This is a genomic window from Luteococcus sp. H101, assembly GCF_038433155.1.
GTDB lineage: Bacteria > Actinomycetota > Actinomycetes > Propionibacteriales > Propionibacteriaceae > Luteococcus.
In genome coordinates this window covers 1-12,377 of the sequence record NZ_JBCDMW010000006.1, presented here as the reverse complement: position 1 = coordinate 12,377, position 12,377 = coordinate 1, and the positions used below count along the sequence as shown (strand labels likewise).

Sequence of the window (12,377 nt, the reverse complement as noted above, 5' to 3'; positions counted from 1 at the left end):
GGGACTTCCATGACCACGTCCGAATGCCCAGTCAGCCACAGCGCCCGCAAGACCGCCTACCCGGGCGAGGCCACCGACCGCGCCGTCGAGGTGGTGGACGGCGTCTGGCACATCCGCGACATGGCGGTGGCCCGGCAGGTGCTGCGCAGCCGGGAGACCACCCAGGCCGGCTTCAATTCCGAGGCCGTGGTGATGAAGACGCTGCGCAAGCCGATCCTGTTCAACGACGGCACCGAGCACCGCAAGCAGCGCGCCGCGATCGCCCGCTACTTCGCGCCCAAGACGGTGGACCAGAACTACCAGGGGCTGATGGAACGCTACGCCGAGGAACTGCTGGACGAGTTCCGCGCCGCCGGAAGCGTCGACCTGGCCCAGCTCACCCTGCGCTATTCCGTGGTGGTGGCCGCCCAGGTGGTCGGGCTGACCAATTCCGACGTGGACACGATGGCCCATCGGCTGGAGCGCTTCTTCGCGACGCCGCCCGTGGCGCCCACCGGGGAGAAGGACCAGAAGGTCACGGTGCGCGGCCGGCTCGGTGCCCTGGCGATGAGCGCCAAGGGCCAACTGCCGATGGTGTCCTTCCACCTCAAGGACGTCCGCCCCGCCATCAAGGCGCGTCGCGCCGAACGCCGGGACGACGTGATCAGCCACCTGCTGGACGAGGGCTATTCGGACACCGAGATCCTGATCGAATGCGTCACCTATGCCGCCGCCGGGATGGTCACCACCCGGGAGTACATCGGGATGGCCACCTGGCACCTGCTGGAGAATGACCAGCTGCGCGCCCGCTACCTGGCCGCCGACAAGCCCGAACGAATCCAGATCCTGCACGAGATCCTGCGGCTGGAGCCGATCGTCGGACACCTCTACCGGCGCACCGTCGAGCCGCTGGAGATCACCGTCGACGGCGAAGAGCGCACCATCCCCGCCGGCGCGCTGGTGGACCTCTACCTCCGCAGCGCCAATGCCGACCCCGCCGTGGTGGGCGACGACGGGCTGCAGCTGTGCCCGGGGCGGACGCTGCCGCCCAAGGTGGGTGACGAGGTGATCAGTTTCGGCGACGGCGGGCACAAGTGCCCCGGCAATGCACTGGCCATCCAGGAGGCCGACGTGCTGCTGCAGCGGCTGCTGGCCCTGCCGGTGCGGTTGGCGACCACGCCGGTGATCGGCTGGGACGAGCTGATCAAGGGGTACGAGGTGCGCAACATCCGGCTGAAGTTGGATCAGCCGGCGACGTAGTCCTTGAGGTACTGGCCGGTCAACGTCGTGGCGTCGGCCACCAGATCCGCCGGGGTGCCCTCGAAGACCACCCGGCCGCCGTCGTGACCGGCACCGGGACCCAGGTCGATGATCCAGTCCGCGTGCGCCATCACCGCCTGGTGGTGCTCGATCACGATCACCGTCTTGCCGGAGTCCACCAGCTGGTCCAGCAGCCCCAGCAGCTGTTCCACGTCGGCCAGGTGCAGGCCCGTGGTGGGCTCGTCCAGCACGTAGATGGAGCCCTTGCCGGCCATGTGGGTGGCAAGCTTGAGCCGCTGGCGTTCGCCGCCGGACAGGGTGGTCAGCGGTTGGCCCAGGGTGAGGTAACCCAAGCCGACGTCGGACAGGTTCTTCAGGATCTTGACCGCGGCCGGGATCTTGGCCTCACCGTGGCCGAAGTGCTCCAGCGCGGCATCGACGGACAACTGCAGCACCTCCGCGATGTCCTTGCCGCCCAGCCTGTACTCCAGCACCGAGGCCTCGAAACGTCGCCCCTCGCAGTCTTCGCAGATGCTGGACATGGTCTCCATGAAACCCAGTTCGGTGAAGATCACGCCCGCGCCCTTGCAGGTAGGGCAGGCGCCCTCGGAATTGGGGCTGAACAGGGCGGGCTTGACCCCATTGGCCTTGGCGAAGGCCTTGCGGATCGGCTCCAGCAGGCCGGTGTAGGTGGCCGGGTTGCTGCGCCGGGAACCCTTGATGGCGCCCTGGTCCACCGCGATCACGTCGTCCCGGCCACAGATGTGGCCGTGGATCAGGGTGCTCTTGCCGGAGCCGGCCACGCCGGTCACGACGGTCAGGACGCCGGTGGGAATGTCCACGTCGACGTCCTGCAGGTTGTGCTGGCTGGCGCCGCGGATCTCCAGCTTCTTCTTCCCCGTGCGGACGCTGGCCTTGAGCCGGGCCCGGTCATCCAGATGCCTGCCGGTGAGGGTGCCACTGGCGCGCAGGCCGTCGACGTCGCCCTCGAAGCAGATCTGGCCACCGTGGCTGCCGGCTCCGGGACCCAGATCCACCACGTGGTCGGCAATCTGGATCATCTCCGGCTTGTGTTCCACCACCAGCACGGTGTTGCCCTTGTCCCGCAGCTGGATCAGCAGCTGGTTCATCCGGGCGATGTCGTGCGGATGCAGGCCCACGCTGGGCTCGTCGAAGACATAGGTGACATCCGTCAGGGCCGATCCCAGGTGCCGGATCATCTTGATCCGCTGCCCCTCGCCGCCGGACAGCGTGCCGGTGGGCCGGTCCAGCGAAAGGTACCCCAACCCGATCTCCACGAAGGCCTGCAGGGAGTGCCGCAGCGCCTTCAACAGCGGGGCGACGGTGGGTTCGTCCAGCCCGGCCACCCATTCGGCCAGATCGCTGATCTGCAGCTGGCAGGCATCCGCGATGGACTTGCCGTCGATCCGGGAAGTGCGCGCCCCCTCGGACAGCCGGGTGCCCTCGCACTCGGGGCAGGTCTGGAAGACGATGGCCCGCTCCACGAAGGCCCGGATGTGCGGCTGCATCGCCTCCACGTCCTTGCTCAGCATGGACTTCTGGATCCGCGGGATCAGCCCCTCATAGGTGAGGTTGATCCCCTCCACCTTGATCTTGGTGGCCTCCCGGTGGAGCAGGTCGTCGAGTTCCCGCTTGGTGAAGTCCTTGATCGGCTTGTCCATGTCGAAGTAGCCCGAACCCCCGAAGATCCGGCCGTACCAGCCGTCCATCGAATAGCCCGGGACCTTCAGCGCCCCGCCGGCCAGGCTCAGGTTGGCGTCGTACAACTCGTCCAGGGCGAAGTCGCTCACCTTCCCGGTGCCCTCACACCGGGGACACATGCCGCCGGTGATGCTGAAGGTCTTGCGCTCCTTCACCTCCCGGCCACCCTTGGTGGTGGTGACCGCTCCGCCCCCGGAGACCGACGGGACATTGAAGGCATAGGCCTTGGGGCCGCCGATCCGCGGCTGGGCCAGCTTGCTGAACAGGATCCGCAGCTGGGCGTTGACATCGGTGGCGGTGCCAACGGTGGATCGCGGGTTGGCCCCCATTGGCTCCTGGTCCACGATGATCGCCGTGGTCAGGCCGTCCAGGACGTCGACGTCGGGCCGGGACAGGGTGGGCATGAAGCCCTGCAGGAAGGCCGAATAGGTCTCATTGATCATCCGCTGGCTCTCCGACGCGATGGTGCCGAAGACCAGAGAGCTCTTCCCGGAACCGGACACCCCGGTGAAGACCGTGAGCCGACGCTTGGGCAGCTCGACGCTGACGTCCTTGAGGTTGTTCTCCCGGGCGCCCTGCACCCGGATCAGGTCATGGCTGTCGGCGGGCGTGTTCATCTGGCTCTCCCTCTGCAGGCTCGACGGTGGCCACCGGACACCCGGAGATCCACCCGGGACCAAGTGAAGCAGGTCCCACCGACAAATTTCCCCGGCAATCCGCGAACGCCCGCCGCCAGCGGGGCCGGTGGGTCCGTCGTCCAGTTCTGGGAATCGACCACGAGACTGCGCCCCCTCCCGCTGCCCCGCGCGGCTCCCCGTCGAGCCCCGGGATTGTGGCGGTCGGTTCCCAGAATTGGACCCCCGACCCTGTTGCCGATGACCATGGCGGGCTAGGTTCCACTGCATGAGCAACCAGAGCAGTGACCCCAAGACCAGCGGCCCGGAACTCCCTGAGCAGATCACGGCCATCCGCACCGGCGGCCTGGACGGCTACCGGATCCAGACCCCGCTGTGCACCGGCACCGTGTACTCCCAAGGGGCGCATGTCACCGAATGGACCCCGGCCGGGCAGGAGCCCGTGCTGTGGATGAGCAAGGACACCGATTTCGAGGCCGACAAGCCCATCCGTGGCGGGATCCCGATCTGCTGGCCGTGGTTTGGCCCCGGGCCCGAGGGCAACCGCACGCCGGCCCATGGCTTCGCCCGGATCCTGCCGTGGAGCCTGGTGGCGGCCGAGGTCACCGAGGCCGGCGAGGCCCGTCTGGCCTTCGAGCTCTCGGGCAGCCAGTGCCCGCCCGACGGCGGCATTCCGGCCGACGCCGTGGCCCGCCTCACCGTGGGCTTCGGCAGCACCCTGACCCTGAACCTCACCGTCACCGCCGGCAACCAGCCGGTGCGCTATGAGGAGGCGCTGCACACCTACCTGAACCTCGGGGACATCTCCCGGGTGAGCGTGGAGGGCCTGTCGGGGGCCCGCTTCCTGGACAAGGTCCACGGCGGCGAGGCCGTGCAGGACGGCGCCATCGAATTCACCACCGAGACCGACCGGATCTACTTCTGCGCCGAAACGCTCACCTTGGTTGATCATTCTTTGGGGCGCCGGATCCAGATCCAGAAGGCCGATTCCGCAAACACCGTGGTGTGGAATCCCTGGATTGCCAAGGCGGGTACGATGGCGGATTTCGAGGACGACGGATGGCGCCGGATGTGCTGCATTGAGGCGGTGAACTGCCTAGCCAATGAGATTTCTCTGGAAGCGGGCGAAAGTCACACGATGACGACGGCAATTCTTGTCCCCTAATTTGGGGACACGGCCAACCGTCTCAGTAGCCGTGCTTTTCCCGCGATCCCCGCGTGGCTTTGTTTGGACACTGAACAGTTGAAGGGTCTTGTAACATCCCCGAATCGGTCTTTCATCACACAGACGGTTAGCCTGTTTCCGTGCAGTCTTCAGAACAGTCGCCCCGAGTCATCCAGCTGAGCGAGCATTTGCGTCAGTTGTGCGCAGCCAGTGAACACCTGAGCCATGCCTGCGCCGAGGAACAGGGCATCTACCTCACCGACTTTCGCGCCCTGCTGCTGATCCGCAGCGCCCAGCGGGAGAACCGAACCCTGACCGCCGGCGAGCTCGCCACCGCCCTGAACCTGAGCAGCGGGGCGGTGACCTACCTGGTGGAGCGGCTCACCCAGGCCGGCCAGGTCATGCGCCAGGTGGATCCACAGGACCGACGCCGGGTGCTGCTGCGTTCCACCGAGCGGGGCCTGGCGGCCGCCGACCGCTTCTTCGAACCGATGTACGCCTCCCTGAGCCCGCTGAGCAGCCAGATCGACGACGCCCAGATGAACCGACTCCTGCAGGTGCTCAACCAGATCAACGAGAACCTGGACCAGAACACCCGTCGGGTGAGGGCGGGCCAGGGCGCCGCCTGACCCGTCGGCGGCCCGCGGCTGGCTTCGGTTCTGGGCTAGCCTTCGACGGGTGAACCGCTCCCGCCCGCTTGGCCTGCCGCGCGTCGGTTGGCTGGCGCTGGCCCTGACCAGTGTTGCCCTGCAGCTGTGGCTGCTCTACAGCACCCGCCCGCCGACCCCCGTGACCTTCCCGGGGGCGGACAAGGTGGTGCACTTCTGCATGTTCGGCGGAGTGGCCGGGCTCTTCCTGCTGGCCGGCGCACGCCGTGGCCCGGTGGTGGCCGCCAGCCTGGCGCACGCCCTGATCAGCGAGCTCATCCAGTGGCGCTGGGTTGCGGGCCGTAGCGGTTCCCCGCGGGACCTCGTCGCCGATTCGGCGGGGATCCTGTTTGCCGCCTGGCTGGCCGCGCGGATCCTTGGCCCCCGTCGAGGACACGCGACGGGCCGCCACCCGCAGGGGTGACAGCCCGTCGTGTCGCTTCGGGATCGGTCAGGTCAGAAGGTGGAGGTGTCGATCACGTAGCGGTAGCGCACCTGGGAGTTGACCACCTTGTCATAGGCCGCGGTGATGTCCTCCCCGCCGATCAGCTCCACCTGCGGGGCGATGCCGTGCTCGCCGCAGAAGTCCAGCATCTCCTGGGTCTCCGCGATGCCGCCGATGTTGGAGCCGGCAAAGATCTTGTTGCCAATGATCAGGCTGAACACGGCCAGGTCGACGGGATTCTCCGGGGCCCCGACGTTGACCAGCGCCCCGCCCACCTTGAGGGTGCCGAGCAGGGCGTCGACTTCGTAGTCAGCGCTGATGGTGGACAGCACCAGGTCGAAGGTGCCACGCAGGCTCTTCAGCGTGCCCTCCTCGCTGGTGGCGTAGTAGTGGGTGGCGCCGAACTTCTTGCCGTCGGCCTCCTTGCTCATGGTCTGGCTGATCACGCTGACCTCGGCGCCCATCGCGGCGGCGATCTGCACGCCCATGTGGCCCAGGCCACCCATGCCCACCACGGCAACCTTCTTGCCCGGGCCGGCGCCCCAGCGCTTCAGCGGGGAGTAGGTGGTGATGCCGGCGCACAGCAGCGGCGCCGCGGCCTCGAAGGGGATGGAGTCCGGGATGCGGCAGACGTAGTCCTGCTCCACGGTGATGCCCTGGGAGTAGCCCCCAGCGGTGGGCAGGCCGTCGCGGCCGACTGACGCGTAGGTCATCACGACGGGCTTCTCGGTGGAGGTGCAGAACTGCTCGGCGCCCTGCTGGCAGTACTCGCACTCGCCGCAGGAGTCGACGAAGCAGCCGACGCCCACCTTGTCGCCCACCTGGAACTTGGTCACCTCGGAGCCCACCTGGGTGACGATGCCGGCCAGCTCATGGCCGGGGACCAGCGGGAAGGTGACCGGGCCCCACTCCTCGCGGGCGGTGTGGATGTCGGAGTGGCAGATGCCGGCGTACTTCACCTCGAAGAAGACCTCGGTGGGGCCGGGCTCGCGGCGGGTGATGGTGGTCTTGTGGAACTGGCAGTTCTTGTCATCCGTGGCATAGGCCAGAACGTCGGGCATGGGGGTGCTCCTTGCTGGATGGGAGTGATGCACGCCCATTCTTGCGCGGCCGGTCAAGCCGCCGCAGCCTCCCGGGACACCGGGATCAGCGGTCCAGGCTCTCCTTGAGCACCCGCTGCACTCCCGTCGTGGACGGCTTGACCAGCGAGCAGTCCAGCCTGCTGCCGGGCGCCGGGCCAAACTCCCGGCCACCGAACACGCCCTGCTTCACCAGCCCGTAGTAGCCGGCAAACTTCTTGTCCTGATAGGGATTCCCGGCGGCGCACCGGGCCACGTAGTAACCGATGGTCTCGCTGAAGTTCTCGTTCTGGTTGTAGGCATAGGGCCCGAAGTTCCCGGTGCTGCGGTACATCACCGCGAAGCGCTGGTAGGTGGCCGCGGCCTGGGGCGTCTGGGACCAGGCGTGGCCCAGCTCGTGTACCAGGATCCGCACCAACCGGCCCCGATCCCCGGCCCGGTAGGCCTCCTGCCACTTGGCAAAGTCCAGCGTGACGGCGCCGCGGCGGGTCAGGCCCCAGTCACCCCACGCCCAGCTCCGGGTGGGGGCGGCGTTCAGGGTGAAGCCCTTGTTGTTGCTGGTGATGGTCTTCAGGTAGTCGGTGCAGCTCAACCCGTCGAGGGTCTCCCAGACGATCCGCACCAGCGGGGCATGTTTGGCCTCGGTCCAGGCACCCCCGGTCAGGGTGATGCCGGTATTGGCGGCCAGCTGCCGCTTCACCTCGGCCCGGGTGGCCTTTTCCGGAAAGGGGTGCTGGGCAGCGCACGGCTGCGGAATCCCGGTCACCGGGGCGCCCGGCGCCTCCTGCAGGTTGGCGCCGGCTGGCGACGGGGTCAGGGCACCAGCCGCCATGGCCAGCGCGGCCGCTGCCGTCGTGACACGCCGAATACGCAGGTTCACGGGTCTCCGTCCAGATGAGGTGTAGGGACAATTCTCCCAGCCCGGCGCGGTCAACCCAAATTCGGTGACGGATTCAGTGGGTCTGTTCGGGCTGCGGGCTCTCGGCCGGGGTCTGCTCGGCGGCGGGCTGCCGCCCCTCCGGCCGACGGCAGATCATGTGCGCCGCCATCGCCGTCCAACCGGTCTGGTGCGAGGCGCCCAGACCGGTGCCGTCGTCGCCGTCGAAGAACTCACTGAAGACCGGGTGGCAGTCCCACAGCTCGCCCGTCGGCTGGTCCCGCTGCGCGCCGGGGCGACGCCCGTCGACGCCGGGGCGGAAGAGATCCAGCAGCCGCTGCTCGATGGCATCGGCCGCCTCGGCCAGCCCGGTCTGGTGGCCCGAGCCGGTGGGGAATTCCACCTGCTGCTGCCCACCGACGCCCTCCGCACGGGTGCGCAGGGCATCCACCAAGAGCACATTGAGCGGGAACCAAATTGGCCCGCGCCAGTTGGAGTTGCCGCCGAACATTCCGTCGGCCGAATAGCCGGAGACATACTGCATGTGCATCTGCCGTCCGATCAGGTCCAGTTGCCGCCCGCCACGGTAGGCCGCGCTGAGGGAACGGATCCCGTAGTCGGACAGGAATTCCTCGGGATCGAACAGGCGCTGCAGGATGCGCGGGTAGCGGTCCAGGTCCACCAGACTGAGGCTGCCCCGGCCCTCCCGGCCTTCCTCCCCGGCCTCGGTGAGCAGGTAGCGGCTGAGGTCCGGACGGTTTCGCACCAGCCAGGCCCGCCGGTCCTCCAGATCGGGGACCTTGCCCTCCAGCCCCCGCGGGGTATTGGAGACCGCCAGCAACGGCACCAGCCCCACCAGGGAGCGCACCCGGACCGGGTCCACGCTGCCGTCCTCGCCCACCAGGATGTCGTAGAAGAAGCCGTCCTCCTCATCCCACAGGCTCTGGCCTTCACCACCGAAGTTCTCGACGGCCTGGGAGATGGACAGGAAACGTTCCAGGAAGGTGGTTGCAACGTCTCCCCAGGCCGGCGAGGTGAGCGCCAGTTCCTCCGCGATCCGCAACATCCGCAGACAGAAGAAGGCGATCCAGCTGGTGGCATCCGACTGCTCCAGCCGCCACCCGTCGGGCACCTCGCTGGACCGGTCGAAGACCGAGATGTTGTCCATACCCAGGAAGCCACCCTCGAAGAGGTCATTGCCGGCCTCGTCCTTGCGGTTGACCCACCAGCCGAAGTTCAGCAGCAGCTTGGTCATGATCCGGGTCAGGAAGTCGACGTCATTCGCGCCATCCGCCTGGTAGACCAGCCACGCCGCCCAGGCGTGCACCGGCGGATTCACATCACTGAAACTCCACTCATAGGCGGGCAGCTGGCCGTCGGGATGCTGGGACCACTCGCGGCAGATCAGCAGCAGCTGCTGCTTGGCGAAGGCCGGGTCGATGTGGGCCAGGGCGACGGCATGGAAGGCCAGGTCCCAGGAGGCGAACCAGGGATACTCCCAGTCATCCGGCATGGAGATCACGTCGGCGAGATCCAGATGAGTCCACGACGTGTTGCGGCCTTGGGGTTCCGGGGCGCGACGCTCGGTGGGCGGTTGCGGCCCGGCCGGATCACCCTCCAGCCACTCCCGCACCGAGTAGCGGTAGAGCTGCTTGGCCCAGTTCAGCCCGGCGAAGGCCCGTCGGGCCACCAACCGGTCCACCTCGCTGGTTTCCGGTGGGATCACCGCGGCATAGAACTCGTCGGCCTCGGCGCGACGCTCCTCCAGGGCCCGCTGGAAGGACTCGTCGAAGGGCTGTTCGGGCCCCTCACCGGAGCACAGTCGCAGCCGGACCCGGACGGTCTGGCCCGGCTGAACCTGCTCGAAGTGGTAGTCGAAGGCCACCTTGGTGCCATTCGGGTCGGGGCTGAGCAATGACTCGTCGCCATGGACGATCGCTCGGTCGACCGCGCTCTTCGGATGGGGGCAGCGGTTCTCCTCGGCGCCGAAGGCCGCCACCTCGTCGGTCTCGTTGTCGCACCACAGCACCCGCGGCGCACCCTCCGCAGCCAAGGTGCAGCGGTTCAGCCAGGCATGCTCGGCCGTGACCCGGACGTGGCCCGCGTCGTCGCGCACCAGCCGCTGCTGCATGGAGGCGCGGCGACGGTCCCGACCCCACGCCCAGGTGTTGCGGAACCACAGCTGCGGCACCAGGTGCAGCGGGGCCGGATCCGGGCCGTGGTTGGTGGCTTCATAGACCACGCACAGGTCCCCCGAGTCCACCTTCGCGTGCGTCACGGTGACGTCGAAGAAACGGTTCTGCTCCAGCACCCCGGTGTCGGCCAGCTCGTACTCATCCTGCTCATAGCCGCGCTCGCGGTTCGCGTCGCGCAGCTGCTGGTAGGGGAAGGCGGCCTGCGGGTAGCGGTAGAGCCACTGTGCCCAGGAGTGCGTCGGGGTGGCATCCAACGCCCAGTAGTACTCCTTGACGTCCTCGCCGTGATTGCCCTCCGGGCCGGTCAGCCCGAACAACCGCTCCTTGAGGCGGTCGTCACGGCCATTCCACAGGGCGACGGCCAGGTTGAGGAAGCCGTAGCGGTCACAGACCCCGCCCAGCCCGTCCTCGCCCCAGCGGAAGGCCCGCGTGTGGGCCTGGTCGAAGGGGAAATCCGCCCAGGCGGCCCCGTCATGGGAGTAGTCCTCCCGCACCGTGCCCCACTGGCGGGAGGCCAGGTACGGACCCCACCGGCGCCAGGCGGAATCCGGGCTGCCCGATTGGGCAAGTCTGCGGCCTTCAACGGTCTTTGCGACGGCTTCGAGCATGACACCAGCCAAACAGCCCCGGGGCCGCAGACCAAGACCGTCGGGTGGGTTTTCGCGCTCGGTGGAAGTCACCTCGGGCTGCCAGGCGCAGCGGGGACGGCTCCCAGTCAGGCTGGCCGGTTGGGCAACCGCCCGGCATCCTCGGCCAGGCCGATGGTACGGACCGCTCCGGCCGGCTGGGCGGCCCGGAGCGCGGCCTGGATCCGGTGGTAGGGCGGCTGGTGCGACGGGAGATAGCCAGCCAGGAATTGCTGCACCGGCTCCACCGGCACCGTCGCACCGGGAGGATTGCCCCGGTCCAGAAAGGCCACCAGCATCAGGTTCTCCAGCGTCGCCCCGCCGGGACGCAGCGGTGGCTGCACATGCGGCAGGTCCAGCGCCCGGGCTCCGAGCGAGTGGTAGAAGCGGACCCGGCTGGCCGGGTCGCCGTGATCCGCCGAGGCCGGGATGGACTCGGGGTGTTCCACCTCACCCAGGATCAGTTCCGGGGACAGTTCCGCCTGCCAGCTGGCCATGGCCTCGGTGAGCAGCCGGCGGCCGATCCCGCCGCCCCGGCAGCCGGGCCGCACCGCGAGCCAGGTGAGCAGCAGGACCCGTGACTCGGCGTCGTGTTCGGCCAGCACGATGCCGTCCGGATGGTCCGCGTCTCCCGCCGAGTGGGCCAGCAGACGCCCGTCGCGGATCGCGGCCAGGAAGTCCTCCTCCGTGGTCAGCTCGTCGCGGGGAAAGGTGGGCAGCAACAGGTCGTGGTACCAGCGGCGGGCGCGGGCTTGCAGGTCATCGGCGGGCATGGCTCCACGCTATCCAGCCCGGTTCCAACCAGGCCGAACCGGCCGTCGTCGGAGCCAACTCGATCGGGCCAACCGTCCACTTCTGGGAAATGACCTCCAGAATTCGCGCCCCCACCCGGCCCGGCGCACATGCGGCTCCCCCGGGTTGGTTCCGGAGGTCGATTCCCAGAACTGGCCAACCGTCCCAGTGGCGGGGTCACTAGAGTCACAGGCATGGACATTCGTGGGATGCGACGGGACTACCGCGGCGCGGAGCTGGACGAGGCTGCCAGCGCCCCCAACCCGGTCAGGCAGTTCGAGCAGTGGTTCGAGGACGCGCGTGGAACCGACAATCTGGACCCGAATGCGATGACCCTTGCCACCGTCGGGCCCGACGGGCGGCCCTCCACCCGGATCGTGCTGCTGAAGAGCTTCGACGAGGACGGCCTGGTCTTCTTCACCAACTACGCCTCCCGCAAGGGGCAGGAGCTGGCCGCCAATCCCCTGGCCGCGCTGCAGTTCCACTGGCCGCAGCTGGACCGGGTGGTGCGGATCGAGGGCGCGGTGGTCAAGGTCAGCGCCCAGGAGTCCGACGAGTACTTCCACCAGCGCCCGGTGGATTCCCGGATCGGCGCCTGGGCCTCACCGCAGAGCCAGGTGATCAGCAACCGCGGGGTGCTGGTGACCAATGCCGCCAAGGTCTCCGCCAAGCACGGAATCCATCCGCCACGGCCAGAGCACTGGGGCGGCTACCGGCTCACCCCGGACGTCTGGGAATTCTGGCAGGGCCGCACCTCCCGGCTGCATGACCGGCTGCGCTACACCCTGGCCGACGGGACGTGGCACAAGGAGCGGTTGGCCCCCTGATCCGGGCCACCCGGGGCCCCGATTTCCCGCCGCACCCCGCACATCCACTTCGCAGCAGATACGTCTTGGGGGGGGGGGGGGGGGGGGTTTTCCCAAACCTGGGTGGTTTTAGGCTTGGTGTTCCAGGC

10 protein-coding genes are annotated in these 12,377 nt (G+C 68.3%); 5 read left to right on the top strand and 5 right to left on the bottom strand.

Annotated features, from left to right (window positions below; all coding sequences use genetic code 11):
- Nucleotides 1-9: 9 nt before the first annotated feature.
- Nucleotides 10-1,239, top strand: coding sequence for a cytochrome P450 (locus AAEX60_RS01445; RefSeq protein ID WP_342100598.1), 1,230 nt, complete (start codon nt 10-12; stop codon nt 1,237-1,239).
- Here the strand turns inward: AAEX60_RS01445 and AAEX60_RS01440 are convergent.
- Complete coding sequence (locus tag AAEX60_RS01440) at nt 1,224-3,578, bottom strand: excinuclease ABC subunit UvrA (RefSeq protein ID WP_342100596.1); 2,355 nt, start codon at nt 3,576-3,578, stop codon at nt 1,224-1,226. The two genes, AAEX60_RS01445 and AAEX60_RS01440, sit on opposite strands and share 16 nt — an antisense overlap.
- 286 nt (nt 3,579-3,864) lie before the next feature.
- On the opposite strand from AAEX60_RS01440, the gene AAEX60_RS01435 reads away from it, so the two are divergent.
- The 3 genes from AAEX60_RS01435 (at nt 3,865) to AAEX60_RS01425 (ending at nt 5,832) form a co-directional block, all read left to right on the top strand.
- Nucleotides 3,865-4,761 carry a D-hexose-6-phosphate mutarotase gene (locus tag AAEX60_RS01435; RefSeq protein WP_342100594.1) on the top strand — a complete coding sequence of 299 codons (897 nt, stop codon included), beginning with the start codon at nt 3,865-3,867 and terminating at the stop codon, nt 4,759-4,761.
- Between the two features lie 140 nt (nt 4,762-4,901).
- Nucleotides 4,902-5,390 carry a MarR family winged helix-turn-helix transcriptional regulator gene (locus tag AAEX60_RS01430; protein WP_342100592.1) on the top strand — a complete coding sequence of 163 codons (489 nt, stop codon included), beginning with the start codon at nt 4,902-4,904 and terminating at the stop codon, nt 5,388-5,390.
- A gap of 49 nt (nt 5,391-5,439) precedes the next feature.
- A complete protein-coding gene (locus tag AAEX60_RS01425; RefSeq protein WP_342100590.1) occupies nt 5,440-5,832 on the top strand; it encodes a VanZ family protein in 393 nt (130 codons plus the stop codon).
- A gap of 32 nt (nt 5,833-5,864) precedes the next feature.
- Here AAEX60_RS01425 and AAEX60_RS01420 read toward each other — a convergent pair whose 3' ends face one another.
- The 4 genes from AAEX60_RS01420 to AAEX60_RS01405 all read right to left on the bottom strand — a co-directional run bounded on the left by AAEX60_RS01420 (nt 5,865) and on the right by AAEX60_RS01405 (nt 11,403).
- The gene (locus tag AAEX60_RS01420; protein ID WP_342100588.1) at nt 5,865-6,914 is read right to left on the bottom strand and encodes an NAD(P)-dependent alcohol dehydrogenase; all 1,050 of its coding nucleotides are present in this window, start codon (nt 6,912-6,914) and stop codon (nt 5,865-5,867) included.
- An 85-nt stretch (nt 6,915-6,999) separates the two neighbouring features.
- A complete protein-coding gene (locus AAEX60_RS01415) occupies nt 7,000-7,812 on the bottom strand; it encodes a hypothetical protein (RefSeq protein WP_342100587.1) in 813 nt (270 codons plus the stop codon).
- 73 nt (nt 7,813-7,885) lie between these two features.
- A complete protein-coding gene (locus AAEX60_RS01410; RefSeq protein WP_342100586.1) occupies nt 7,886-10,612 on the bottom strand; it encodes an MGH1-like glycoside hydrolase domain-containing protein in 2,727 nt (908 codons plus the stop codon).
- A gap of 107 nt (nt 10,613-10,719) precedes the next feature.
- On the bottom strand, nt 10,720-11,403 hold the full coding sequence (locus AAEX60_RS01405; RefSeq protein ID WP_342100585.1) for a GNAT family N-acetyltransferase: 684 nt from the start codon (nt 11,401-11,403) through the stop codon (nt 10,720-10,722).
- 213 nt (nt 11,404-11,616) lie between these two features.
- On the opposite strand from AAEX60_RS01405, the gene pdxH reads away from it, so the two are divergent.
- Nucleotides 11,617-12,249 (top strand): pyridoxamine 5'-phosphate oxidase, encoded by a 633-nt coding sequence (pdxH, locus tag AAEX60_RS01400; RefSeq protein WP_342100584.1) that lies wholly within the window; start codon nt 11,617-11,619, stop codon nt 12,247-12,249.
- The last annotated feature ends 128 nt before the right edge of the window (nt 12,250-12,377 follow it).

Excerpts from the sequence above, each read along its gene's own strand:
- AAEX60_RS01445 (WP_342100598.1), top strand. The coding sequence starts at position 10 with ATGACCACGTCCGAATGCCCAGTCAGCCACAGCGCCCGCAAGACCGCC.
- AAEX60_RS01440 (WP_342100596.1), bottom strand. The coding sequence starts at position 3,578 with ATGAACACGCCCGCCGACAGCCATGACCTGATCCGGGTGCAGGGCGCC.
- AAEX60_RS01435 (WP_342100594.1), top strand. The coding sequence starts at position 3,865 with ATGAGCAACCAGAGCAGTGACCCCAAGACCAGCGGCCCGGAACTCCCT.
- AAEX60_RS01420 (WP_342100588.1), bottom strand. The coding sequence starts at position 6,914 with ATGCCCGACGTTCTGGCCTATGCCACGGATGACAAGAACTGCCAGTTC.
- AAEX60_RS01410 (WP_342100586.1), bottom strand. The coding sequence starts at position 10,612 with ATGCTCGAAGCCGTCGCAAAGACCGTTGAAGGCCGCAGACTTGCCCAA.
- AAEX60_RS01405 (WP_342100585.1), bottom strand. The coding sequence starts at position 11,403 with ATGCCCGCCGATGACCTGCAAGCCCGCGCCCGCCGCTGGTACCACGAC.
- pdxH (WP_342100584.1), top strand. The coding sequence starts at position 11,617 with ATGGACATTCGTGGGATGCGACGGGACTACCGCGGCGCGGAGCTGGAC.